A 25,643-nucleotide genomic window follows, 5' to 3' on the forward strand; every position below is an offset into this window, starting at 1 on the left:
CCGCGCTCGGCATTCTCACACCCGAAATAGCCGCGCATAGCGCGTCTTGATCTCTTCGGTCATCGCCTCGACGCCGGCCGGATCCTCCTTCATCAGTTTGATGTCGGAGAGCTTGCGCCGGCCCGCCTTCGGCGTCACCTGCGAGTGCACCGAATGCTGCGCGGTGAAGTCGACGAAGAATTGCTGGGTCTCGCGGCTGTGCAGCCAGGCCTGGAACAGCTTTGCGGCGCTCGGATGCGGCGCGCTGGCGAAGATGCCGGTCGGCCCCGAGATCGTCGGCGTGCCTTCGCTCGGATAAACCGGCTCGACCGGCTGGCCCGCTTCCTTCAGCAGTACGATGCCGTATTCATTGCCGTCGGCCATCACCGCGCGCTCGCCGAGCGACAGCTTTTTCGGCGGATCGGTCGACGACTGCACCTGCATCACGCGCTGCTTGGCCAGCTTCTCCAGATAGGGCCAGCCGAGCTCGCGCACCAGCTGGAACGTCGTGGTCATAATGGTGCCGCTATAGGCCGGGTGGCCCTTCACCATCTTGCCGGCCCATTTCGGGTCGAGCAAATCGGCAAAGCTCTTCGGCACGTCCTCGGCCTTCACCAGATTGGTGTTGTAGGCGATCGACGACAGCCACAGCCGCGTGGTCACGGCCATGCCGTCCGGATCGCGGTAGCTTTCCGGAAAATATTTCGCGACGTCCTCGGGCACGAACGGCATCAGCCAGCCGCTCTTCTTCCAGGGGATGAAGTGCGAAGCGTCGGCGCTGTTGACGACATCGGCGGCGTGGATGTTGGAGTCGAATTCCTGCGCGACGCGCTGGAACAGCCGCTCCGAGCCGGAGCGCTCGATCTGCACGGTAATCCCGGGATAGGCCGCCTCGAACGCCTTGCCGAGTTTCTCGCCGACCGGCAGGTCCATCGACGAATAGAACACCAGTCTGCCGTCCTTCTTCGCGGCGGCGACGAGCTCGGGCGTGATCGAAGTCGGCTCCGGCGCTCCGGCGCGCGCGGGAGAGGCGAACACCGCGCCGAGCGCAAGCGTGGCCGAGCCTTTCAGGATATCGCGTCTGGAAATCCGCTTCCGCATCGCGTCGCTCCGTCCCTTATCGGCTGAGTGCGCGGCAGCGCGCCGGCGGCAAGGTCAGCCAGACCTCGCTGCCTCTGTCGACCGCGGTCTCGGTCGGCGTGGTCACGCGCAACGACGTGCCATCAGGTGTCTCCACCATGTAGTCGCGGTTCATGCCGAGATAGACCTGCCGCGTCACGGTGGCCTTGATGGTGTTTTGCTGCGCCGTGGGCGCCTGCGTCGACAGCAGGATTTCGTGCTGGCGGATCGCGACCGGCGCGCTCTGGCCGGCGGTGAGTTTTGCGCCGACCACCTGCAAGGTCGCACCGGCGAATTCGACATGGCTCTCGTCGCGCGCGGTGCCCTTGATCACATTGGCGGCGCCGATGAAGCGCGCGACGAATTCGGATTCCGGCCGTGCGTAAATGTCTTCCGGCGTGCCGAGCTGGTCGATCTTGCCGGCATTCATCACCGCGATCAGGTCGGCGGTGGTCATCGCCTCCGACTGGTCGTGGGTGACATAGACCGTGGTGTAGCGATACTCGTCGTGCAGCCGGCGGATCTCGAACCGCATCTCCTCGCGCAAATTCGCATCGAGGTTCGACAGCGGCTCGTCGAGCAGCAGCGTCTCCGGGCCGACGATCAGCGCGCGCGCCAGCGCGACGCGCTGCTGCTGGCCGCCGGAGAGCTCGCCCGGATAGCGCTGCGCCAGCGCTTCCAGCTTGGTGGTCGCCAGGATCGCGGCGAGCTTTTTCGCAATGGTGTCGCGATCGATCTTGCGGATGCGCAGGCCGTAGACGATGTTCTCGGCCACCGTCATGTGCGGCCACAGCGCGTAGCTCTGGAAGATCATCGACATGTTGCGCTGCTCGGGCGGCAGCGTGCGCGCCCGCGACGACACCACGCGCTCGCCGACCCGGATCTCGCCGCCGCTGGGTTCCAGGAATCCGGCGATCAGCCGCAGCGTCGTGGTCTTGCCGCAGCCCGACGGCCCGAGCAGGCAGACCAACTGGCCGTGATCGATCGTGAGCGAGACATCATCGACCGCGACAAACGACCCAAACCGCTTGACCAGCCCGCGCAACTCCACCGCCGCCAAGCGATCCCTCCATCTTGTTCTCTCGCAGGGATCCGTGCCCGGCTGTTGCCGGCAGTAAAGCGGAAAACGGGGACGACGAAAAGTGCGGAGGCTCTTAGCAATGCGTCGCACGCATTCCTTCCCCGTCATCCAGTTAATCTCGTCCCGTCATCCTGAGGTGCGAGCCTTGCGGCGCAATTGCGCCGCTGGGCGAGCCTCGAAGGATCGACGGCCCGGCTGGTTCCGCGTGCAAGTGTTCGTTCGCGGCTGCAGCGGGGCCGTCGATCCTTCGAGGCTCGCCGAAGAGGCTCGCACCTCAGGATGACGGTACGTCGTTTGCGGAATGCTGAAACATTCGACGAACGCTTGCCCGCTGGTCGCGGCGAAGTATGCTCAATCCCGGTGTATCGTGGACAACGGCGATGGGCATCTACGTTTATATGCTTCGCTGCGCCGACAATTCCTTCTATGTCGGTAGCGCAACGGGCGACGATCTGGCGCCACGCGTCGATCAGCACAATGCGGGCGCTTTCCCGGGCTATACTTACAACCGGCGACCGGTCGTCCTCGTCTGGTCAGAATACTTCGATCGCATCGCTGACGGCATCGCGGCGGAACGGCAGATCAAGGGCTGGGGCCGGACGAAGAAGGAAGCCCTCATAAAATCCGATTGGGAAACCATCAGCCGTCTGGCGCGCCGTCGCGCTGGGGCTCCGCGCGCCAAATCTGACGTGGAATGATTCCCTCCCCGTCATCCTGAGGTGCGAGCCTCTTCGGCGAGCCTCGAAGGATGAACGGCCCCTGTGGCCGCGAAGAAGAGACCGTGCAGACGTCGACAGCAGGGCCGTGCATCCTTCGAGGCTCGCCCAGCGGCGCAATTGCGCCGCAAGGCTCGCACCTCAGGATGACGGGTCCGAAGGCCGCGCTCCAACTCTACGCCTTCACATTCTCCCCCAGCCACTGCACGGCGGCGTCGACGCCGCCGCGGCCGTGGGGGATTTTCAGGGCGGCGAGGGCGACTTCGATGACGCCGAGCGTGCCGAGCACCATCGGCGCGTTGACGTGGCCCATATGGGCGATGCGGAAGGCCTGGCCCTGCAGGTCGCCGATGCCGGTGCCGAGCACCACGCCGCATTTTTCCTTGGCATAGCGCTGGATCGCGGCGGGGTCGGCGCCCTTCACGGTCACCGTCGTCACCGTGTTGGAGCGCTCGGCGGCTTCCGCGATGTTGAAGCCGAGCACCTGGCCCTCGGCCCACACCGCCACCGCGCGGCGCACCGTTTCGCCGAGCAGGCGGTGCCGCTCGAAGGCGTTATCCAAGCCTTCGGCGTGGATCATGTTGATCGCCTCGCGCAAAGCGAACAAGAGATGCACCGGCGCGGTGCCGGCATATTTGCGGTAGTGCTCGCTGCCTTCGCGCTCGGTCCAGTCCCAATAGGGTGTGCGCAGATCGGCCTTCTTGTGCGCCTCGAAGGCGCGGTCGCTGGCGGCGACGAAGCCGAGGCCGGGCGGCGTCATCAGGCCCTTCTGCGAGCCGGACATCGCGACGTCGATGTACCATTTGTCCATCTCGAACGGCGTGCAGCCGAGCGAGGCCACGGTGTCGACCATGAACAGCGCGGGATGGCCGGCGGCCTTGATCGCCTTGCCGATCGCCTCGATGTCGTTATAGGCGCCCGAGGCGGTGTCGACCTGCACCGCGAGGATCGCCTTGATCGTATGCTCCTTGTCGCGCCGCAGCCGCTCCTCGACCTCGGCCGGACGAATGGCGCGGCGCCAGTCGCCTTTCAGCACCTCGACCTCGGCGCCCATCGCGGCCGCGGCCTGGCCCCAGCCGATCGCGAAGCGGCCGCTCTCCAGCACCAGCACCTTGTCGCCGCGCGACAGCACGTTGGACAGCGTCGCTTCCCAGGCGCCGTGACCGTTGGAGATGTAGATGTAGGACTTGCCTTGGGTCGCGAACAGCTTTGACAGGTCGCGCAGCAGGCTCTCGGTCAGCTCGATCATCTCGGCCGAGTAGATGTCGAGCGCCGGGCGATGCATCGCCTGCAGCACCTGATCCGGCATCGTGGTGGGCCCGGGGATGGCCAGAAATTCCCGGCCCGCGCGAACGGTCATTGTCGTGGTCCTTGTGGGTGAGGTGCGCAAATCATGCGTGTGAGGGGTCAAGGGCGAAGGATAGGCCATCGGGCCGCCGATTGCGAGCAGGACGGAGCAATCCAGAGCTTCGAAAAGCGCAGAACACCGCCTGATTACAGCCGTCTCATTTGCCGATCGCCTGCATCACCGCGTGCCAGACCTGGTCCTTGAATTCGGTCATCGCCGGGCTCGGGATCCTTTCAACCGGACCGTCATGCCTGCTGCAGGCCTCGACCAGCCGCAGCACCCAGATTTCGCCGTCGGTGAAATAAAGATCGCCGCCGCCATTGCGGCCGTCGAAGGTCGGCCCGATGCCGGTGACCTGATATTTCGTGGTGACCATTCCTGCCGATTCCAGATCGCCGGCGAGCAGCGCGCGTTCGGCGTCGAGGTCGGCCGCGATGTGGTGGGTCACCGCGCCGGTGTAGTGGCTGATGCCGACGCTGCGGTCGAGCGTCGCAGCACCGAGCCAGACCGGGCGCTTCTCCTCGCCCTGGTCGAGCACTTTCCAGAACCGCACATGGTTGCGGCGGTCGGCGCTCACCCCGACCGGCTTCTCGAAGGCGAGGTCCTCGCGGCGGCCGAGATAGAACAGGCTGCTCACCGGCGCATCCTTGTAGGGACGATCGAGCAGCACGCTGCCGACGATCGCGATCGAGGAGCGCAGCGTGACCGGATCGGCCGGATACCAGCCCGCTTGATGCATCGCGCAGACCACGTCTCTGACGTCGCCGATCAGGCCGATGTTCATGGGATCGCCGGGAATGCCCTGTGCGGTGCGCGTCACCATCGGCAGGCTGGCGAGGCCCTTCTGGTGCTCGTAATGGGTCCAGAACGCCGGCAGCAGCAGATAGGCCACCAGCAGGTAGGTCGTCAGCACCAGCAGCAGCAACAGCTGCGCGCGGCGCAGCCGGCCGCGGCGCGCGGGGTCTGGATTGGCATTGATGTCGGTCTGAGCGTCCAACAGACTATCCGCGACCCGCGTCACCCCTCCCGCAAGCGGGGCGAGGGGGGAACTTACATGATTTCGGAATAATGGAATACCGCTGGATTGCCCGACGTGTCAAGTTGCCGCGCCGAACCCCGGCTGCCGGCTACTTTGCATGGGGTTGTTTTCGCTGGTTTGGCCGGGCGCCCCATGCGGCGATCGAGCGCATCCGCAGAGATCAGCGCCGGGTCTCGCGGCAGCCGGCGGCTTCGGCCTCCTCGACCGAGCAGAACCAGCGGGTGCCCTTGGAAATCTTCATCTCGATCTTGGCGTACCAGCGGCTGGTGCGCTGGTGGAAGATGCATTCGCCGGAGCGGTTGACGTTGCCCTTGATGGTGCAGTCGGGCGATGGCGCGACCGCACCCGAGGCGGAGGCGAGCAGGATCGCGAGCGCGCCCTCCGGCGGCTTCACCGCGCCGAGCACATGGGTCTTCTTGTTGCGCACGCGCCAGTCCCACGGCGCGATGAACGCGCCCTGCCACATCCCGGCCTTGGCCTCGCGCGCGGCCTTCTCGTCGGCCTCGTAGTCGCGCGAGATGCGGGTGAAGGCCAGCGCCCAGCCGTTCTCGACCAGCCATTTCTGGATGTCCTCGCCGTCGACCTCGCAGCGCGCCACGGTGCGGCCGCGGCGATCGACCGAACGGGCGTGGCAGGTCCAGCTCTTGTGGCCGGCATGCTTGATCAGCTCGTCGCGCGCCGCGACCCCGCAGGTCCAGCGCTCGCCCTTGGTGTTGAGGCAGAGCTGGTCGGTCGACGGCGCGTCGACGCCGCCGAGCCGGATCCGGGTCGAGCCGATCAGGAGCTGGTCGCCGTCGCGAATCTTCGGCACGCCGGTGATGTCGGCGGCGAACGCCAGCGTCGGTGACAGCAGCAGGGCAGCGGTGAGCAACGTCTTGAGCATCGGCAATCCCGATGGGGTGAAGCAATCAATTGTCAGTGCCGAAGGATTGTGCGGGCAATTGGGCAGCCATGCCAGTGGCGTTGTGTTGCAGACGGTTTCAACTTCGCGTCATCCACCGCAATGTCATTCCGGGGCGATGCGGAGCATCGAACCCGGAATCTCGAGATTCCGGGTCTGGTCCTTCGGGCCATCCCGGAATGACGATGAGAGAAGCTAAGCGCCCGCCATCCGTTTCCGCGCGAGCGCCAGCGCGATCAGCACGAACGCCGACGTCACCTCCGGCCCGCCGACCAGAATCCGCGTCGGCGTCTTCATCTTGTTCCACTCATAGGCCTTGTACGGCCCCTTGCGGCCGCCCTCGCCGAGATGCTGCACGATGCAGTGCAGCGCCGGCGTGAAGCTCGAAGGCTCGGCGTCGAGATGCGCCAGCGCCATCAGCGCCAGCGCCGCGTCGAACGGGTTCATCTCATGGGTGATCAACTCGTCCTTGACATAGCCGAGCACGCGGGCGCGGATCAGCGCGAACAGATTGTGCGGATCGATGATGCGCTGTGCGGTCAGCGGCAGCGCGACGAAGGCGGCGTAGCAGCGGCCGAAATAGGCCGAGTACAGCTCCGGCAGGTAATAGATATGCGAGCGCGGATTTTTGAACGCGCCGCTTTCCACCAGCTTCTGCTGGAAGGCGATGATGCGATGCAGCGTCTCCAGCCGCTGCGGCGTCTCGATGATCTTCCAGCGCTTGAGGTTGCGGAACGAGACCTCGAGGATGTCGAGGTTCAGCGTCGGGTCGAGATCGTTGCCATAGGGCCGCTCGCCCCTGAGGTTGTCGATCCAGGTGACGACGCCGCCCTCATAGTCGATGTGGTCGTTGAGCGGCACGGTGACGCGGGGCTCGTTGGCGCCGGCGCGCACCTGGTAGCCGCGGTAGAAATCGACTAGCGGCTGGCCCAGGATCGGATCGTCGGAGCCGGCCTGGGTCGCGGCCGAGAACGCGCAGGCGGTGGTGTCGCAGTCCGGCACATAGATGCCGAAGCCGAGGTCCTGCTTGATCTGGGCGAAGAAGCGTGAGAAGCGCGGATGCTTGCCCGGCGCCAGCGCGGTGATCACCTTCACCGCGGAGCCGTCCTGCGAATGCACCTCCTCGGCGCTGGTCTTGAGGCAGAACTCCACCATCTCGGCGATCGCGTGCCGTGCCGCGACGGCCTCGCCCGGCGATGCCAGCCCGCTCTCGAGCAGGCCGAGCAGCGCCTCGGTGAAGAAGGCGTCGTAATAGGCCGAGCGGTGGCGGATCTGCACCGGCTCCCACATCGGCTCGGCGATGCCGCGCCACGGCGGGTTGACCAGCGCCCGCGCCGGCGAATGCGCGATGAAGATGCGGGCGAGGGAGAACAGCAGGGTCGAGTTCTTGTAGCCACGGGCGTTCAGCCCGGTCAGCGCCATCAGCATCTCGCGGCCGCCCATGTCGGGGTCGCCGATCAGGTTGAACGCGGCATAGGTCGGGATGAAGCCGTTGCGGCGGAACGAACGCAACAGATGCGCGCCGGTCAGGCGGATCACGCGCTCGATTTGCGCCAGGTCAGGCGGGCGGCCCGGCGCGCCGGCCGCCGGCGGGGCCGGGTGGCGCACGCCGAGATCGTCCATCAGCGCCGCAACGGGGGCGCCGACCGCGGCCCAGTCCGGCGCCGCCTCGTCGCGGGCGGCGACCAGCGCGGCGCGCAGGCCCGCCAGCCGTTCGCCGTCCTTCAGCGCCGGCAGGCCGGTGCGACGGAGCAGCGCGCGCAGCGGCGGATTGCCGAGCGCGGTCCGGTAAAATTGTCCGAGATGGGCATCGCCGCCCTGGTAGCTCTGCAGCACGGGGTCGCAGACGTCGTACAGCGACGGGCCGTCCTTGCTCGCCGTCAGCGACCGGCACACGGCGCCGGCGATTCCGTGAAAATCCAGCAAGCTCAAGTTGGATCTCTTTCCCAAGGAACCGGTTAACGCCGCAGGGTGCGGCATGTTCGACCGGTCCGCCCCCAATCGCGCAAGTCCTTGGAAAGCTACATGAATCCTTGGGAGTTGCAAATGTGACTGACCTCACAAAACGAAATCTTAACTCCGTCAAGTGTCTCTCCGCCCCGGCCACATGCGCCAAACCGGGTTGCCCCGCGCACCCGATCGGGTTAAGGGAGTGCTTGTTGCAACGCCGCAAATTGAGTTCAATTCAACGGCAAGACGCATCGCAACCCCATTAAACCTGACCGTGTTTAACGCGACTAACTGGCGCGGCCTTCACTTGAGCGCCTTTGGGAAAATGATTGGGAACGCCATGAACCTTCGGCAGCTTCGCATCTCCCGCCGCACCCTTGCTTTCGCCGTCGCGGCGGCCGGCACGGTGTCGCTGGCGATCGGCGCCCACGCTGCGCTCAACACCAAGCGTTCGGGCGATGTCGCCAAAACCTTTACCAGTGGAACTGCCGCCACCGAGGTGACCGGCTCGATCGCGCACGCCGCCTCCCGCGTCGCGCTGGTGATCGGCAACGGCCGTTACCCGGACGCATCGGCGCCCTTGCTGCAGCCGATCAACGACGCCCGCATGCTGTCGGCCGCGCTGCGCCACGAGGGTTTTGACGTCGATGTCGTCGAGGACGCGACCCGCGACGACATGCTCCGCGCGGTCGAGCGGATGAAGGCGAAGATCACGCCCGACACCGTGGTGATGCTGTTCTTCGGCGGCTACGGCGTGCAGGTGGGTCGTGAAAGTTACATGATCCCGGTCGACGCCGCGATCTGGAAGGAAGCCGACGTCAAGCGCACCGGCGTCAGCGTCGAAGCGGTGCTCGACGCCATGAAGCAGCAGGGCGCCAAAGCAAAACTGGTCGTGCTCGATGCCTCGCGCCGCAATCCCTATGAGCGCCGTTTCCGCGCCTTCTCGCACGGCCTCGCCCCGATCTCCCCGCCGGAGAACACGCTGGTCCTGACCTCGGCGACGCCGGGCAAGGTCGCCGACGACGGCAAGACGGCGAACAGCGTGCTGGTCTCCGAGCTGCTCAACAACCTCTCGGCCCAGGCCGGCGCCGAAAGCGCCTTCAACAAGACCCGCCTCGCCATCACCCGCGCCTCCGAAGGCGAGCAGATCCCGAGCGTGTCGTCGTCGCTGCTCGAAGACATCAAGCTCGGCGGCTAGGCCCGGGCGTAATTCTCTCCACGTCGTCCCGGCCTAGTGCGCAATTGCGCACGGGGGGCCGGGACCCAACCACCACGATCAGCCGTCGCGCCGCGGCCGCTTGCTCCGCTTCGCCTCTCCCCCTGTGGGAGAGGCCGGATTGCATCGCCAGATGCAATCCGGGTGAGGGGTATCTCTCCGCACGGCGGGCCGCATGGAGAGATACCCCTCACCCCAACCCTCTCCCACAAGGGGAGAGGGAGCCTGAGAGCCGTGCTCACCTCACATCCGTGTCGCGCGTCTGCATGAGTAGCGTCACGTAAGGAAGCCACCGGCGGTCGGGTTCCCTCTCCCCTTGTGGGAGAGGGCTAGGGTGAGGGGTACCGCTTGCTCCGCTGGACGACGCATCACGCATCGCGAGCCGCCATCACCGCCCGCCCTCACTTCGCGTCCGCATTCCCCACCGGCCGCACCGGATCGCCCTCGCGCAGCAGCGCGCCGGCGCGGGCGACCACGATGTCGCCGTCCTGGACGCCGTCGCGGATCTCGACCTGGCCGGCCGACATCAGCCCGGTCTCCACCCGCCGGGTCTCGACCCGGCCGCCGCGCACCACCTGCACCACGGTGCCGGCGGTGGAATAGAGGATCGCGGTCAGCGGCACCGCCACCCCGCAGCTCTGCCCGGTCTTGATCTGCGCCCGGCCGGAAGAATTCACCAGCAGCCGCTTGTCGCCGGCGATGCCGACGAACACCCGGCCGAGCTGGCTGTTCGGCTCGACCGTCGGCGCGATCAGCCGCACCTTCCCGTCGAGATCGCCGGCGCCGGAGATCCTGATCCGCGCCGTCTGCTCGGTCTTCAGCCTGGCGATGTCGCGGGTCGGCACCAGGCCGACCAGGTCGTACTCGCTCTTGGCGATGATCGAGAACAGCGCCTCGCCCTTGGCCGAGGCCGGTGCGCCGACCACCGCCGTCGAGGCCGAGATCGTCCCCGCCACCGGCGCGGTGACGTTGACCGAGTTCGCCCCGTCGGTCAGCCGCGCCAGCACCTGCCCCGCGGCGACATTGTCCCCGGCATCGACCTTCACCTCCGCCACCTTCAGCCCGAACCGCTCGGGCCGAACCTGCTGCTCGTCGCGCGGCAGCACGAAGCCGGTGACCTCGGCGATATTGTCGAAGCAGAATTTCGAGGCTTTCAGCACGGTGACCGCGGCGCCCTTCGGCGTGGCGTCGGTTTCGCCGGCGGCGAGCGCGGGCGACGCGGCGAGCAGCAGCAGCGCGGAGGCGAGGGCGGACCGGAAAAAACGGGACGTCATCGGCGGATCATTCCCAAAATATGCGGGGCCTTGAATAGCAGATGGGGGAGGGGGCGGCCAGCGACAGTGGCGGGTGGCGTGCTTGCTATGACCGCCTCTCACTTTGTCGGAGAGGTCATCGGAATTCAACTTTCTGATAAATAAGCAAAAAAAGTTCGCGGTTCGCTCGGTGTCGCCCGCGACGTGAGCGATCTTTACACACCGCGGAGACGCCTGCGCTCCCTGCTGGCTGCGACTCTGATAGGCTCAAAGCCATGCCCATAGCGCCAAATGACTTCGTCCAGTTGGAACGTTCGTTTCACGAACTCGCCAAGTATGCCCGAGAGAGCGATGCCTTCGAGTTAAACCGAGCCTATTCCGTGGGTCCGCGTCTGCATTGGGACGACCTCCTGAAGGGATATCGAACGGTAGTCTTGTCTGAGGCAGGTACTGGCAAGACAGTGGAGATTCGACAGGCGGCAAAACAGCTCCGCACCGAAGGAAAAAGGGCGTTCTTCATGCGCCTTGAGCATATTTCTAATGATCTCGAAGATGCATTCGAGGTTGGCACCTTCGAAGAATTTACAGAGTGGCTAGCTTCAACCGACGAGGCATGGCTGCTACTCGACTCCGTAGACGAGGCGCGGCTTCGTAACCCTGGTGACTTCGAACTTGCCGTCCGAAAAATCGGCCGCCGCATTCAGTCGGCGACTGCCCGTGCGCACATCGTTCTCACAGGTCGCGCGAGCGCTTGGCGCGCCAGAACAGATATCGAATTGTGTGAGCGCTGTCTTCCCTTTGCTTCGGAGGCCAATAGGCGCGTTGTGCATAATGCGCAAGAAGAAGGCTTGTTAGAAGACGTTCTCGATGTCGAGACTGTTCCTACAGAGCACTCGGGTGAAGAGGAGTTGCCGCCAGTGTTCCGAATTGTGACCCTCGACGATCTCTCGATGTCACAAATAAAAGTGTTCGCGCAGAACCGCGGCGTAACGGACACACAAGCATTTCTTGAGGAAATCGAACGCGCCGACGCCGGATCGTTCACGACTAGACCGCAAGATCTGGAAGAGCTGGTTGACTTTTGGGTAAAGGAGTGCCGCATCGGTACACGCTTGGAACTGATGCAGAACAGTGTTCATCGCCGTCTAGAGGAGCGCGACCAAAACCATCGCGAGATACAACCACTCCCGGCTGTGCGCGCGCGGGAAGGTGCGCGCTTACTCGCGGCGGCGTCCATCTTGGGAAAGGAGCCGACTATCCAGGTGCCGGATGGCTCTCACAATAACAAGGGCATCCCTGTTCGAATGATCTTGTCGGACTGGAATGATCGCGATCAGCAGGCGCTTCTCTCGCGCCCCATATTGATGCAAGCGTATGTGCGCGAAGACGACGATATTAGTAGAATAGGTGGAGGAGTCTATTCGCCCGGACTACGCGACAACGCTCAAGACGCGCGGAATGCGCTCTTCAATCAGCTCAAGCAAATCCCGGGTAAGGAGGCCTTCGTCGCGCTGTCGGAAATTGCGATCCAGCATCCAAAAGCCGCCTCTCGGCCGTGGCTCGTGTCCTTCGCGTACGGCAAGGCGGTACAGGATGCGGACCTGGCTCCGTGGTCGCCAGCCCAAGTCCGGGACTTTCATCAGCATCTGGATCGTACACCGACGAACCATCGCGAGCTGGCCGATTTAGCGATAATGCGACTTATTGACCTTCAGGATGACCTTGAGAACGGCGACGAAAGTGTGGCGCGAGTTCTCCGGCGCGTTGAAGAAACCGAGATGCGAAATTTTCTCGCGCACGAACTCCGTGGGAAAGCTCGTGGACGATATACGATCACGCAAGAGGAGGAATTGGCCGACGCAAAGCGCCCGGACCTGCGGTTTCACGGCGCTGGTTTTGACGCGCCGGTGCCGGCCGAGTTGAAATTGGCGGAGCGTTGGACGGGGCCGCGTTTATTCGAAAGGCTGGAGGTCCAACTTTCAGGCGATTACTTGCGTGACAACCGCTCGATGCGCGGCATCTTTGTATTGGTGAATGGCTCGAATGGACGGCAATGGCGGCTTCCCTCGGGAGATCGAGTAGATTTCAATCAGTTGCTCGGAGCGCTCCGCGAACACTGGAGCTCAATCGCCGGTAACCATCCAAATGTCGAAGATATCACCGTTATTGGGATCGACCTATCGAAACGGATCGAGTGAGGCTTTCTCGGGGAGCGAGTAGCGACGCAGGTTAGCCATCCGACTGACAACGACCGGAGTTCACGCAGGGATGGCAACATCCACGGCTAAAAGGATTTATGTGCCGTGAGACTCGGCGCCGCTGCACGAGTGCCCTTCATAGATATCGCGCCGACCGCCTCAGAGCTTTTTCGGCTGCTGTTCGGATTTTCGTAATTCTTCTTGACTCCCACCCAACTCACGTGTAAAACCACCCCCGTCCCGCCCGGCGAGAGGGGCGTTTCGCGAGCGTCACGGACGTGCGGTGGGATGCGATGGACGTTGGCGGCGCGAGGACGATGCGCGCGGGCTGGCGTACGGCGAAGTCGTGTGGTTCTGGCGCCCAAGTGGCAGGTGCCCAGTCGCGGAGCGCGCAAGCGTTCTGCGAAGGCGGTGACAACAAAGCCTAGTCTCACCGGGAAGAGCACGTATAAGCCGTCAAACCATTGCGCAGGGAAGGCCGGATGTTTCCGGTTGAACCTGTGGTCCTACCTCCCGTGCTTTTTTGCACGGGACCCACGGGTGCAATCGGCACCCGGCCTTCCCTGCGCCCTCTCAGTTTGCAGAGGGTGAGACGATCGCACAGCTCGGGCGCGTTGCGCCGCGAGGATGCGGACGGTTGTCTCCACGCCCTTAGCTGTTTGACAGTCAAATCAGAACGATTGCCGCAGCGGTGCCCACTGCCGAACCGTCACCCCCGCGCAACGGCTTTGCCGTTGTCGCTGGAGGTGCTCGCCTCTTGGCGAGCCTCGAAGGGTCGACGGGCACGAGCGGGGCCGTGCATCCTTCGAGGCTCGCCCAGCGGCGCAAATGCGCCGCAGGGCTCGCACCTCAGGATGACGGGACCGAGTGGTTGCGCTGGGGAAGACCGGAAGCAGCGCGGCCTACTCCGCCGCCGCTTCCGCGCTCGGCTCACCCTTCCACCGCAGAATCTCCGCGGCCAAAATCGGGTGATTGAATCCCTTCAGCACGAGGTCGTCGATGGCGCGGCCTTCGACGTAGGGTTCGACCATGCCGTAGACCCTTCGGCTCACCACGATCTGGCCGGCCTTGGCCTCGCCGCAGAGGCGGGAGGCGAGGTTGGTGACGCTGCCGATCGCGGCGTATTCCAGCCGCTGCTCGAAGCCGACCTGGCCGAGCGTGGCGTAGCCGAGCGCGATGCCGATGCCGAAGCCCAGGCTGTGCCCGCGGTTGCGCCACTTCTCGGTCAGCGCGCCGATCGTGTCGCGCATCTCCACCGCCATCTTCACCGCGCGCTGCGTGTGGCCTTCGAGCTGGATCGGCGCGTTGAACAGGATCATCACGCCGTCGCCGGCATAGCGGTCGAGCGTGCCCTCGTATTTGAAGATCAGCTTGCCGAGCGCCGCGTGATATTCGCGCAGCACGTTCATCGCCTCTTCCGGCTCGGTCGCCTCGGTGAACGCCGTGAAGCCGCGCAGGTCGCAGAACACCACCGTCACCTCGCGGCGGTGGCTGTCGAGCAGTCCCTCATGGCCGTCGGAGGCGGCGATCAGCTGCGCCACCTGCGGCGCCAGGAAACGCTCGAGCTTGCGGATGCGCTCGATCTCGGAAAGCTGGGTCTCGACCCGCGCCTCCAGCGACTTGTTCCAGTCCTTGAGCTGTTCGGTCTGCTCACGCAGCTTGTCGGCCTGCTCGCGCACGGTGGTGTTGGCTTCCTCCAGCGCGTGGCTCTTCTGGTCGACCTCGGTGAACAGCCGCGCGTTGCGCATCGCCAGCACCGCCTGGTGCGCAAAGGTCTTCATCAGGCCGATCAGGCTTTCGGGGAAGTCGCCGGCCGCCTTGCGCAGCACCACCAGCGCGCCGAGCACGCCCTGCTGGTCGACCAGCGGCACCACCAGCACCGAGTGGAAGCCGGCGCCGACGACAATCTCGCGCAGCGGATGATCGGAGTCTGCTTCGAGGTCGGGGATCGCGAGCGGCTCGCCCCGCGCCGCCGCCTCGCCGAGCGGGCTGCCGCTGGCGTCGATGGCGCGGTGGCGGCCCTCGACCTCGCCGTCGATGCCGATCGATTGCGTCAGGGTGAAGATGCGGCGCGCGGGCTCGTAGCCGTAGATCAGCACGGCGTCGGCATGGGTGATCTCGAGCGCGCGGGCGGCGACCGTCGGCAGCACGGCGTTGAGGTCGAGCGAGGAGGCCACCGCGCGGCCGACCTCCTCGAGCACCTTCAGCTCGTTGACCGATTGCGCGAGGTCGCGCGTGCGCTCCTTCACCTTGGCCTCGAGGCCGGAATAGGTTTCGGCCAGCTGGGCGGCCATGCTGTTGAACTGGCCGGCGAGCTCTTCCAGCTCGTCCTTGGTCTTGACCTCGATGCGGTGGCCGAAATCGCCGGCGCCGAGCCGATGCGCGCCGGTGCGCAGCGCGGTGATCGGCACCAGCATGCGCCGCGCCAAAATCGTGCCGGCGATGATCGCGAGCACGAGGCCGAGCGCGATCAACAGCGCGATGCGCACCAGCTGATCGCGGATCGGGGACAGCGCCTGCGCGGTCGGCTGCTCGAAGAACACCAGCCAGCCGAGATTTTGCATCGCGCTTGCTGTGGTCAGCACCGCATGGCCGTCGCTGTCGGTGCCGGCGGCCGGCGCCCTGCCGCCCGCGGCGAGCGCGGCGGCGATCTGCGGCAGCGCGGAGAGGTCGCGGCCGATCTCCGGGCCCTTCGACGAGGCCGCCAGCACGCGGCCTTTGGGATCGACGACATAGGCGGAGGCGAGGCGGCCGACCTGGGAATCGCCGAGGAATTCGCCGAGGAAGCGCAGGTCGATCTCGGCCACAGTGACGCCGGCATTGACGCCGGAATGCTGCTCGCCCATCGACATAAAGGGCCGCGCGTCGCGGAAATAGGCCGGCGCATAGGCGGTGCCACGGCTCACCGTCTCGGTGAAGCGGACGTCGCGCGAGAAGTCGGCGTTGGAGTTGATGATCGTGGTCTGGCGCGACAGCCGCAGCAGCTCGCGCCCGCTGCCGCTCAGCAGCGTCAGCTGGCTCACCGCCGGCACCTGGCCGAGCAATTGCGCATAGTCGGCGCGGCGCAGCTCGATGGTGTTGGAGGAGGCGCGGGTGACCCAGGAGATCTGGCGCTCGAGGTCGGCGATCGACTGCTCGATGCGTTTTGCCGTCGCGTCGGCCTTCTCGCCCATCGCATCGGTCAGCGAACTCTTGATGGCGCGGTAGCTGATCCAGGTCTCCAGCGCGCCGTTCACCGCCAGCACGAACACGACAAGGCCGACCAGCGCGAGGACGTATTTGGCGAACAAGCCCCCGCGCAGGAACCAGCCCTTGGTCTCAGCCCCGGTCATCCAGCCTCGTCCGCCCCTTCAATTGCATCGGGTGCGCCGCACGATCGGGGCCTGTTTAGCATGGATCGGGGACGCGAGGCGGGCGCTGGGGCCGCATGGTTAGCCCGGTATGTCGGCGGGGCGATATCAGCGATTGAACAGCTGCCGCAGCACCTCGTTCATCGCCGGATTGTCCTGCTGCTGGCTGTCGGCCTGCGGCGGGCTGGCGGGCGGGGGCGGCGCGGCCTGGTCGGTGGCGGACGGGGGCTGGGCCAGGCTGCGGCTCGGACGCGACGCGCCGCCCTGGTTGAGCGTGGACAGGCCCTGCTGCAACAGGCTGCCGATGGTATTGCCGAGCTGCCCGCCGAGCGGATCGCCGGGGGAATTGCCTTGGCCGCCGCCGCTGCCCGGTTGCGTGGGGTTGCCGCCGCCCTGCGCGCCGTTGAGCAGGTTGGTCAGACCGCTCAGGCCTTGCGCCAGCCCCTCGCCGTTCGGCCCGAACAGGCCCTGGCCCATCTGCTTGAGCCGGGCATAGGCCGCCTCGGGGTTATCGAGGATGCCCTGCATCTCCGGATAGATTCTTGGCGACACCCAGGGCCCCTCGATCATCACGGGGATGCCGAAGCCGACCGGATTGCCGGCGCGGCCCTGGCCCTCGGTGGTCAGCACGAGCTGCGGCTCGACGCGGAACCCGATCTGCCGCGTGTTGAGGTCGACGGTGCCGACCCCGGTCACCTTCACCAGCGGACCGATCAGATTGAGGTCGGTGGTGACGGCCTGGCCCCTGTCGAGCTTGAACGAGGCCGAGAGCTGCGACAGATCGGTCGACAACTCCTGGCCCTCCTGCCAGCCGGACAGCGTGCCGGAGGTCAGGTTGCGGATCATCTGCGCGACGTTGAGGCCGAGAATCTTGCCGTCCTGAAACACCGTGAACGCGGTGCCGCTGAGATTGCCGACGATGGCGCGTTCGCTCGTGCCTTGCGAAGCCAGCGTGATCTTCGCCTGCATCTTGCCGTCGAGCTTGTCGAACTCGGCAACGCTCTTCAGCACCGGCAGCGCGCGCACGCCGGCGAGATCGAGCCGCAGCGCGTAGCTAGGGGTAGCGGTGCGGGCGTCGATGCTGAGATCGCCGTTGGCGGTGCCCTCATAGGCGGCGAGATTGGCGAGCCGGCCCTTCAGCACGCCACCATCGAGCGTCGTGTCGATCGCGGCTTGGGTGAAGCGGCCGTCGCCGATCAAAAGCTCCGGTGTCGAAATGCGCGCCTGCGCGTCGACATAATTGAGCCCGGTCAGATCGATCGTGGCGTTGCTCCAGGCGTTGGTGCCGAGCGGCTGCGCCGCGCCGGACTGGCCGGGCGCCGCGATCGCAATGCGCTGGAAATCGAGATCGAGCTTCACCAGCGGCTTGTTGCTGGCGAGGTCGACCGAGGCCCAGCCCGTAAAACCGCCGTCGCCGAGCGTGCCGGAGACGCCGTTGAACATCACCACAGTGCCGTTCAGCTGCACCTCGGCATTGGCCTTGATCACGGCCGGCAGCAGGCCAGGCGCATCGATGTTGAACTCGGCAGGCACGGTCTGCTGCGCGATCGGCTGAGGCGGCGCGGTGGCGCGGATCTCGAACTTCAGCGGCCTGTCGCCGGCGCGCGCATTGCCGGTGACGACGATCTTGCGGTCGTCGCCGATCGTCGCATCGCCATTCAGCGTCTCGATCCGGTTCTCGACCCGGTCGCGCACATTGGAGAGCACGATGGTGCCGCCGGTGACGCCGACATGCCGGATCGTGATGGCGTTGTTGGAGGCGGCTGACTTCGCCGGCGGCTGATGATCGGGCGTGCGCTCGCGCTGCAGCGGCAGGTTGATCACGGGACGGACGATCGAGAGATCCGTGATGTCGGGCTGGCCCGACCACAGGCTCGAAAGCGTCATCTCCGCCTCGATGCTCGCAGCCGCAAACCGGTTGTTGACCTCGCGCTCGGCGGGATCCTGCAACACGACATCGTTCAGCGTGAGCGTGACGGCCGGCCACAGCCCGATTTTGGCGCCGCCATTGATCGTGAGCTTGTAGCCGGTCTCGCGCTCGACCCGCTCGGCGATCGCCTTCGTGAGGAACCCGGACGGGATCCCGGTCACCGCGACCAGCGCGATGATCGCGATCACGGCGGCGAGGGCGGCGCCGGCAAGTTTCAATGCTCTCATCTCGTCGTTCCCGGCCGGGCAAGCGGCGTCAGAGCGGTCCGGCCCCGGGCAAGGGTGGCCGATCGCGCACGATTATCCCGCAAATGGGACCCTGCTCCAACGCCTGGAAAAATAATCAGCTCCTGGCATGAACTTATGTGATCTCAGACACACTTCCATGAGGGTGAATTTTGCTAACCGGCTAGCGGGGACCGCTCGGATTGATTTGGAAGGCACAACAAAATGAGCAAACAGGCCGAATTTGCGGTCATTCTGAAGATGAACCCGATGTTCGCGGACCTTGGCGCGGACGAATTGCAGCGGCTTTCGGGCCTCTGCCACACTCAGCAGCTCAATTCCGGCGAGGTGCTGTTCCAGAAGGGCGATCCCGGCGATGCGCTGTTCGGCGTCCGCCGCGGCCAGATCCGCATCGAAACCGGTGCCTCCGACGGCAGCCGGCTGACACTGAACTTCATGGGGCCCGGCGATCTCTTCGGTGAGGTCGCGGTGCTCGATGGCCAGGACCGCACCGCGGATGCGGCTGCGGGCGAAGCCAGCGAACTGTTCGTGCTGCGGCGGGAGGATTTTCTCGGCTTCCTCGAGCGTGAGCCGAAGGTTGCGGTCAAGCTGATCGCGTTGCTGTGCCAGCGCATCCGCTGGCAGAGCGAGCGGATGGAGGAATCCGTGCTGCAGCCGCTGCCGGTGCGACTGGCGCGGCGGCTGTGCGCGCTGGCCGAGGATTTCGGTTCCGAGGTGCACATCTCGCAGGAACAGCTCGGCATCTTCGTCGGCGCCGCGCGCGAGAGCGTCAACCGGCAGCTGCAGAGCTGGCGCAGGGACGGCATTCTCGATCTGCAGCGCGGGCGCATCCTGCTGCACAACATGCCCAAGCTGACCGCGGTGGCGCGCAACGACTAGCCGCCCCGCCCGCAACGCGCGAGAAGATCGAACTGTCTCGCGCGCATCGCTGGCGCATGTCCGCGCCGCGGCTGCCTAAAAGACTTGCTTGCGGGAACAGGCCGCGCTCGCTTTGATCGCGCATGCCGGTTCTTGGGGTGAGCCCCAGCCTTGCTGGCCTCACGCCATCCACCTGCAAACCCCTGCGGTCTTTCCCGTTGACCGCAGGGGTTTTGCGTTGTGACGGTGCGTGTGAAGCACTGCGCGGGAACGGCCTCAATTCCGCGCGCAACAGGGACGGACCTACCGCAGCACGATCTCCGGATCGGCCCATCGCAGATACTGCCGCGGCGCGGCGCCAAGTTCGCGCTTGAACATTGCAGCGAAGGCGCTCGGACTGTCATAGCCGACATCGAGGGCGACGCAGGTCACGGCCTCGCCGGCACCGAGCCGCGCCAGCGCCTCGAGAAGCCGCACGCGCTGACGCCAGGCCGAGAAGCTCTGTCCGGTCTCGCGCCGGAACAGACGCGTCAATGTCCGTCGGCTGAGCCGGCAGCGATCGGCCCATTCGTCCAGCGTGAGATCGGAACTCGGGTCGACCAGCACCGCCTCGCAGATCGCGGCGAGCCGCGGATCGGGCGGCATCTGCACATGGAGCGACACCTCGGGCATGCCGCCGATCTCGTCGAGCAGGAATTCGACCAGCCGGCCGTCGCGCCCATCCGGATCGTAGCGCGTCGGCATGCGCACCGCTTCGTCCATCAGCGCCTCAACCAGCGGGGAGACCTTGACCAGGCGGCAGGTTGCCGGTGCGTTCGTCACCTGATGCGGCGTGACATAGATCGTCTGGATTTCAACCTCGCCCCATGCGCGCGACTGGTGCACGACGCCGGCGGGAATCCACAGACCGTGGCCGGGCGGCACGACGAAATGGCCGCGCTCGGTCATCATCGAGGTGACGCCCGCCATCTGCAGGATGAACTGGTCGCGCCGATGCGCGTGACGCGCGCTCGTGCTCTCATTCGGATAGGTGGCCGCCATGGCCCCGACCGGCCGCTCCACCTGCTGCAGCTGTCCGGCATAGTGCGCCGCGGCCACCGGACCGGATTGCTTGCTGCCGACGCGCACGCTGACGGCGTCATGTCGTCGCGCTGCGACTTTCAACTGTCGTGAGCTCCTGATCCATCGCGTTTTTCGCAGGGTGCTCATGCATCTTCCGGGCCAGTTGGCCCAATCGCGATGGTCGCTGTCCCCGTTCAGGTAGCGCGGGGCAGACGGTTTGGCAACAATCGCCCAGCCCGCGACATTCGCCGAAATCGAATGTCTGACGCGCGCAGACGGAGAGGTCCGATGAACAGACGCGAATTCACCATGGCCATGCTGGCCGCCGGCGCGGCGATCCCGTTCGGTATCACGCGGGCGGCGGGCCAGACCCGCGGTGGAACGCTCAATACGATCATCCAGCCCGAGCCGCCGATCCTGGTGACCGCATTCAACCAGCAGCAGCCGACGCTGACGCTTGGCGGCAAAATCTATGAGGGCCTGCTGAAATACGGCGCCGATCTCAAGCCGATGCCCGGGATGGCGCAGTCCTGGGAGATCGCGCCCGACGGCCTCACCTACACCTTCAAGCTGTTTCCCGGCATCACCTTTCACGACGGCACGCCGATGACCTCTGAGGACGTGGTGTTCAGCTGCATGAAGGTGCTGACGGAAACGCATCCGCGCGCCCGGCAGAATTTTGCGCGCGTCGCGTCGGCCGAAGCGCCTGATCCGCTTACCGTCGTGTTCAAATTGAAGCAGCCGTTCGCGCCCTTCATCGGCTGTTTCGACTGCACGTCGGCCCCGATCGTGCCGAAACACATCTATGAGGGCACCGACTATCGCAAGAACCCGATGAACGACAAGGCGATCGGCACCGGCCCCTTCAAGCTCAAGGAGTGGGTGCGCGGCTCGCATGTTCACCTCGTTCGCTACGACGGCTACTATCTGAAGGACCAGCCCTATCTCGACGAAATCGTCTACCGCGTGATCCCGGATGCAGCGTCGCGGGCGCTCGCGCTCGAAAACGGTACGGTCCAGCTCGTGCAGTGGTCCGACGTCGAATTCTTCGACGTGCAGCGCTTCAAGACACAGCAGAATCTCGAATTCACCACCAAGGGCTACGAGTATTTCGCTCCGCATCAATGGCTCGAGATGAACAACCGGGTCGCGCCGATGAACGACAAGCGGTTCCGGCAGGCGGTGATGCACCTGATCGATCGCGACGCGTTCAACAAGCGCGTCTATTTCGGCAACGCCAAGGTGGCGACCGGCCCCATCTCGTCGAAGACGCGGTTCTACGATCCGAACGTGAAGCGTTACGAATTCTCGGTCGACAAGGCGAAGGCCCTGCTCGACGACATGGGATTGAAGCCTGGCGCCAACGGCAAGCGGGCCGAGATCAAGTACCTCGTGCCGCCCTATGGCGAGGTCTATCAGCGCTCCGGTGAATTCTTCCGCCAGAGCTTTGCTCGCGCCGGCATCGACCTCGTGCTGGTCGGCACCGACATGGCCGGCTGGGCCGAGAAGGTCGGCAACTGGGACTACGAGATGACCCAGAACCTGCTCTACCAGCTCGGCGATCCTGCGCTCGGCGTCGCCCGCACCTACATTTCGTCGAACATCAAGAAGGGCATCCTGTTCTCGAATACCCAGGGCTATTCGAACCCCGAGGTCGACAAGCTGTTCGAGGAGGCCGCAGTTTCGCTCGATGACGCCAAGCGCCAGGAGCTCTATACCAAGGTGCAGCAGATCCTTGTCGAGGATGTACCGGTGGCCTGGACGCTCGAGATCGAATATCCGATCATCTACGACAAGGCGTTCAGGAACATCGTGACGACCGGCATCGGTTCGCACGAAACCTTCGGGTCGGTCTACAAATCGTGATCCGGCTCGGGAGCCTCGCCGCCGTCGGGCTGCAGGCGATCAGCCGCATCGCCCAGCTGGTCGCCGTGATCCTCGTCATTGCGACGTTCAATTTCGTGCTGGTGCGGGCTGCGCCCGGCGATCCGGCCCAGGTGATGGCCGGGCAATCGGGCGCCGCCGATCCAAAACTGCTGGACGATCTGCGCAAGGAGTATGGCCTCGACAAGCCGTATCTCGTGCAGCTTGCCAGCCATCTCGGCCGTGTCATCAAGCTCGATCTCGGCTACTCCTATCGCCAGCGCAGGCCCGTCGTCGACCTCATCCTCGAGCGGCTCCCGGCGACGCTGCTGTTGACCGTGACGGCGTTCTGTCTGGCACTCCTGATCGGCACGACGCTCGGCGCATTGGCGGGGCTCGCGGCCGGCAGCGTGCTCGATACGGTGTTCACCGTGCTCTCGCTCGTGCTCTATGCGACGCCGGTGTTCTGGCTCGGCCTGATGCTGGTGCTGGTGTTCTCGGTCACGCTCGGCTGGCTGCCGCCGTTCGGCTACGAGACCATCAATGTCCAGCTCTCGCCGCTTCAACATGCGCTCGACATCGTGAAGCACATGATCATGCCGGTCACCTCACTGGCGGCGATCTATCTGGCGATCTATGCCCGGCTGATGCGTTCCTCGATCATCGAGGTCGCCCAGCAGGATTTCATCAAGACCGCGCGCGCCAAGGGTTTGTCCGGCCCGCGTATCGTCGTCGGCCACATGCTGCGCAATGCGCTGGTACCGGTTGTTACCGTCGCCGGCATGCAGGCTGGTGCGCTGGTCGGCGGTGCCGTCGTCATCGAGACGGTGTTTGCCTGGCCCGGACTCGGCCGCCTCACCTTCGAGGCGCTGCTGCAGCGGGACTATCCCGTCCTGCTCGGGATCTTCCTGATCCTGTCGATCGTGGTGATCGCGCTCAATCTCCTGACCGACCTGGTCTACCGCCTGATCGATCCGCGCATGACCACGGGGGCGGCATGATGGACACCGTGCGCGCCTTCCTGCGCCATCCGAGCGGAATGATCGGGCTGGTGCTGCTGCTCGTCATCGTCATCGTCGCGATCATCGCGCCGAAGCTGTTTCCGGTCTCGCCCTGGGAGATGGTCGGCGCGCCGTTCACGCCGCCCGGCGAGGACGGGTTGTGGCTCGGCGGCGATACGCTCGGCCGCGACGTCGCGGCGGGCGTCGCCTACGGGGCCCGCGTCTCGCTGCTGATCGGCATCGCGTCCGCGCTTGCCGCGATGGCGATCGGCGTCGTCATCGGCGCGATGTCGGGCTATTTCGGCGGCAAGGTCGATTTGGTGCTGATGCGGATGACGGAACTGTTCCAGACCATTCCGGCCTTCGTGCTGGCGATCCTGCTGGTCGCGACCTTCAATCCGTCGCTGCTGACGATCATCCTGACGATCGGCGCCGTGAGCTGGCCGCCGCTGGCGCGGCTCACCCGCGCCGAATTCCTCCGCCTGCGGCACCGTGAATTCGTCGAGGCGGCGCTGTGCCAGGGCGAGCGCACCTGGCGCATCGTGCTCGGCCACATCCTGCCGAACGCGATCTCGCCGATCCTGGTGGTCACGTCACTGACGGTCGCGACCGCGATCCTGCTGGAAAGCGCGTTGTCCTTCATGGGCCTCGGTGATCCGAATCTGATGTCCTGGGGATTCATGATCGGCGCGGGACGCACTGTGATCCGCAACGCCTGGTGGATGAGCGTGTTTCCCGGGCTCGCCATCCTGATCACTGTGCTGGCGATCAACCTGTTTGGCGAGGGACTGTCCGATGTCCTGAATCCGCGCGTCTCGAGGCGCCGGTCATGAGTGAAGCCGCGCAGATCGACACGCCGGTGCTTGCGGTCGAGAGCCTTTCGATTGCGCTGCCCAAGGGCGGCGATCGCGAGCTCGCGGTCGAGAACGTCTCCTTCGCGATCAAGCGGAACGAGGTGGTCTGCCTGGTCGGCGAGTCCGGTTCCGGCAAATCGATGATCGCCCACGCGGTGCTGTCGCTGCTGCCGCGGGGCGTCGGCATCGTGGCCGGCGCCGTGACGGTTGCGGGAGAGAATCCATCGCAACTCGACGGCCGTGGACTGCGGAGGCTGCGCGGCGGCAAGGCCGCGATGATTTTCCAGGAGCCGCTGTCCTCGCTCAATCCGCTCAAGCGCGTCGGCAAGCAGATCGAGGAGATGATTCTCGCCCACCAGCAGCCGGTGCCGCCGGCGGCCGAGGTCCAGGCGCGTGTCCAGACGCTGCTGACGCAGGTTGGCCTGCCGAATCCGCAACTGCTGGAACGAAGTTTTCCGTTCGAGCTTTCCGGCGGCCAGCGCCAGCGCGTGATGATCGCGATGGCGATGGCCAACCGGCCCGCGCTCCTGATCGCCGACGAGCCGACCACCGCGCTCGATGTCACGACCCAGCGCCAGATCCTGCGCCTGATCGGGGACCTCAGGCGCGAGCGCGGCATGGGCGTCCTGCTGATCACCCATGATTTCGGCGTCGTCGCCGATGTCGCCGACCGCGTCGTGGTGCTGCGCCACGGCAAGGTGGTCGAGCAGGGCCCCGCCAGCGAGGTGCTCCGCAATCCCAAGGCGGCCTACACCCGCGAACTGATCGATGCGGTGCCGAAGGCGCGCCTCGCCGACATTCATGGCACCATCGCCCGCCCCGAACCGCTGCTCGAGGTCGTCGGGTTGCAGAAGACTTTTCGGGTCAAGCGCGGCTGGCTGCAGCCGGTGCGCGAGGTGGTTGCCGCCGACGGCGTTTCGCTGACGCTGCACGAGGGCGAGACGCTTGCGGTGGTCGGCGAATCCGGCTCGGGCAAGTCGACGCTCGGGCGCATGATCATGCGGCTCACCGAGCCCGACGCCGGCGCCATCCGCTTTGGCGGCGCCGATCTCCGGCAGCTGCGCGGCGAAGCGCTGCGCCAGGCCCGGCGGCAGCTCCAGATCGTGTTCCAAGATCCGTTCGCGAGCCTCGATCCCCGCCAGAAGGTCGGCGACGCCATCGCGCGTGGGCCGATGGCCTATGGCATGTCCCGCACCGACGCGATGGCGCTGGCGAAACGGCTGCTGGTGCGGGTCGGATTGTCTGAAACCACAGCGGATCGCTATCCGCACGAATTCTCCGGCGGCCAGCGCCAGCGCATCTGTATCGCGCGGGCGCTCGCGCTCAAGCCGCGGGTCCTGATCGCCGACGAGGCGGTGTCGGCGCTCGACGTCTCGGTGCAGGCGCAGGTGCTGGCGCTGCTGGCCGAACTGCGCCAGGAGATGCGCCTCGCCATGATCTTCATCACCCACGATCTGCGCATCGCCGCCGAGATCGCCGACCGCGTCATCGTCCTGCAGAAGGGACGCATCGTCGAGGAGGGCTCGACCGCCGAGGTTTTCACCGCGCCGCGCCAGGCCTATACTCGCGACCTGCTCGACGCGATCCCCGGCCGCGCGTTCTTCGATCAGCCCGGCTTCGCGGCCGGCAATGCATCCGAATTCGACGACCGCGTCCGGCGCGACGCGCTGAAGATGTAGA

The 25,643-nt window shown here is 65.6% G+C and carries 18 protein-coding genes; 8 read left to right on the top strand and 10 right to left on the bottom strand.

Going from position 1 to position 25,643, the window contains the following annotated elements; genetic code table 11:
* Nucleotides 1-15: 15 nt before the first annotated feature.
* Nucleotides 16-1,080, bottom strand: coding sequence for an extracellular solute-binding protein (locus tag XH93_RS02290; RefSeq protein WP_194472228.1), 1,065 nt, complete (start codon nucleotides 1,078-1,080; stop codon nucleotides 16-18).
* A 16-nt stretch (nucleotides 1,081-1,096) separates the two neighbouring features.
* A complete protein-coding gene (locus tag XH93_RS02295) occupies nucleotides 1,097-2,149 on the bottom strand; it encodes an ABC transporter ATP-binding protein (RefSeq protein WP_246799773.1) in 1,053 nt (350 codons plus the stop codon).
* A gap of 410 nt (nucleotides 2,150-2,559) precedes the next feature.
* Between XH93_RS02295 and XH93_RS02300 the strand changes: the two genes are divergently transcribed.
* Entirely contained in the window at nucleotides 2,560-2,877 is a 318-nt protein-coding gene (locus XH93_RS02300) for a GIY-YIG nuclease family protein (protein ID WP_194472230.1), read from the top strand.
* A gap of 193 nt (nucleotides 2,878-3,070) precedes the next feature.
* Here XH93_RS02300 and XH93_RS02305 read toward each other — a convergent pair whose 3' ends face one another.
* The 4 genes from XH93_RS02305 to XH93_RS02320 form a co-directional block, all read right to left on the bottom strand.
* Nucleotides 3,071-4,255 (bottom strand): alanine--glyoxylate aminotransferase family protein, encoded by a 1,185-nt coding sequence (locus tag XH93_RS02305; protein WP_194472231.1) that lies wholly within the window; start codon nucleotides 4,253-4,255, stop codon nucleotides 3,071-3,073.
* Nucleotides 4,256-4,400: 145 nt separating this feature from the next.
* A complete protein-coding gene (locus XH93_RS02310) occupies nucleotides 4,401-5,240 on the bottom strand; it encodes an LssY C-terminal domain-containing protein (protein WP_246799465.1) in 840 nt (279 codons plus the stop codon).
* A 202-nt stretch (nucleotides 5,241-5,442) separates the two neighbouring features.
* On the bottom strand, nucleotides 5,443-6,165 hold the full coding sequence (locus tag XH93_RS02315) for a thermonuclease family protein (protein ID WP_194472232.1): 723 nt from the start codon (nucleotides 6,163-6,165) through the stop codon (nucleotides 5,443-5,445).
* A gap of 213 nt (nucleotides 6,166-6,378) precedes the next feature.
* Nucleotides 6,379-8,106, bottom strand: a complete 1,728-nt coding sequence (locus tag XH93_RS02320; RefSeq protein WP_194474959.1) for a hypothetical protein — start codon at nucleotides 8,104-8,106, stop codon at nucleotides 6,379-6,381.
* Between the two features lie 367 nt (nucleotides 8,107-8,473).
* On the opposite strand from XH93_RS02320, the gene XH93_RS02325 reads away from it, so the two are divergent.
* Nucleotides 8,474-9,331, top strand: coding sequence for a caspase family protein (locus tag XH93_RS02325; RefSeq protein ID WP_194472233.1), 858 nt, complete (start codon nucleotides 8,474-8,476; stop codon nucleotides 9,329-9,331).
* A gap of 419 nt (nucleotides 9,332-9,750) precedes the next feature.
* Here the strand turns inward: XH93_RS02325 and XH93_RS02330 are convergent, their stop codons facing one another.
* Entirely contained in the window at nucleotides 9,751-10,623 is an 873-nt protein-coding gene (locus XH93_RS02330) for an efflux RND transporter periplasmic adaptor subunit (protein ID WP_194472234.1), read from the bottom strand.
* Nucleotides 10,624-10,877: 254 nt separating this feature from the next.
* On the opposite strand from XH93_RS02330, the gene XH93_RS02335 reads away from it, so the two are divergent.
* The gene (locus XH93_RS02335; RefSeq protein WP_194472235.1) at nucleotides 10,878-12,800 is read left to right on the top strand and encodes a hypothetical protein; all 1,923 of its coding nucleotides are present in this window, start codon (nucleotides 10,878-10,880) and stop codon (nucleotides 12,798-12,800) included.
* 902 nt (nucleotides 12,801-13,702) lie between these two features.
* Here XH93_RS02335 and XH93_RS02340 read toward each other — a convergent pair.
* Complete coding sequence (locus XH93_RS02340; protein WP_194472236.1) at nucleotides 13,703-16,132, bottom strand: adenylate/guanylate cyclase domain-containing protein; 2,430 nt, start codon at nucleotides 16,130-16,132, stop codon at nucleotides 13,703-13,705.
* Nucleotides 16,133-16,258: 126 nt separating this feature from the next.
* Nucleotides 16,259-18,307, bottom strand: coding sequence for an AsmA family protein (locus XH93_RS02345; RefSeq protein WP_194472237.1), 2,049 nt, complete (start codon nucleotides 18,305-18,307; stop codon nucleotides 16,259-16,261).
* 222 nt (nucleotides 18,308-18,529) lie between these two features.
* On the opposite strand from XH93_RS02345, the gene XH93_RS02350 reads away from it, so the two are divergent.
* Nucleotides 18,530-19,204: a Crp/Fnr family transcriptional regulator gene (locus XH93_RS02350; protein ID WP_139479905.1), complete on the top strand. Its 675-nt coding sequence runs from the start codon at nucleotides 18,530-18,532 to the stop codon at nucleotides 19,202-19,204.
* 282 nt (nucleotides 19,205-19,486) lie between these two features.
* On the opposite strand, the gene XH93_RS02355 is transcribed toward XH93_RS02350, so the two are convergent.
* A complete protein-coding gene (locus tag XH93_RS02355) occupies nucleotides 19,487-20,347 on the bottom strand; it encodes a helix-turn-helix domain-containing protein (protein ID WP_194472238.1) in 861 nt (286 codons plus the stop codon).
* A 186-nt stretch (nucleotides 20,348-20,533) separates the two neighbouring features.
* Here XH93_RS02355 and XH93_RS02360 point away from each other — a divergent pair, with 186 nt between their 5' ends.
* Genes XH93_RS02360 through XH93_RS02375 form a run of 4 tightly spaced genes read left to right on the top strand, consistent with a single transcriptional unit; the run spans nucleotide 20,534 to nucleotide 25,642 of the window.
* Nucleotides 20,534-22,111, top strand: coding sequence for an ABC transporter substrate-binding protein (locus XH93_RS02360; protein WP_194472239.1), 1,578 nt, complete (start codon nucleotides 20,534-20,536; stop codon nucleotides 22,109-22,111).
* Nucleotides 22,108-23,109, top strand: a complete 1,002-nt coding sequence (locus XH93_RS02365; protein ID WP_194472240.1) for an ABC transporter permease — start codon at nucleotides 22,108-22,110, stop codon at nucleotides 23,107-23,109. The genes XH93_RS02360 and XH93_RS02365 overlap by 4 nt, the downstream gene beginning before the upstream one ends.
* A complete protein-coding gene (locus tag XH93_RS02370) occupies nucleotides 23,109-23,942 on the top strand; it encodes an ABC transporter permease (protein WP_194474960.1) in 834 nt (277 codons plus the stop codon). Before XH93_RS02365 ends, XH93_RS02370 begins: the two co-directional genes overlap by 1 nt.
* Nucleotides 23,939-25,642, top strand: coding sequence for an ABC transporter ATP-binding protein (locus XH93_RS02375; protein ID WP_194472241.1), 1,704 nt, complete (start codon nucleotides 23,939-23,941; stop codon nucleotides 25,640-25,642). Before XH93_RS02370 ends, XH93_RS02375 begins: the two co-directional genes overlap by 4 nt.
* The last annotated feature ends 1 nt before the right edge of the window (nucleotide 25,643 follow it).

This window comes from Bradyrhizobium sp. CCBAU 51753 (assembly GCF_015291565.1).
GTDB lineage: Bacteria > Pseudomonadota > Alphaproteobacteria > Rhizobiales > Xanthobacteraceae > Bradyrhizobium > Bradyrhizobium ivorense.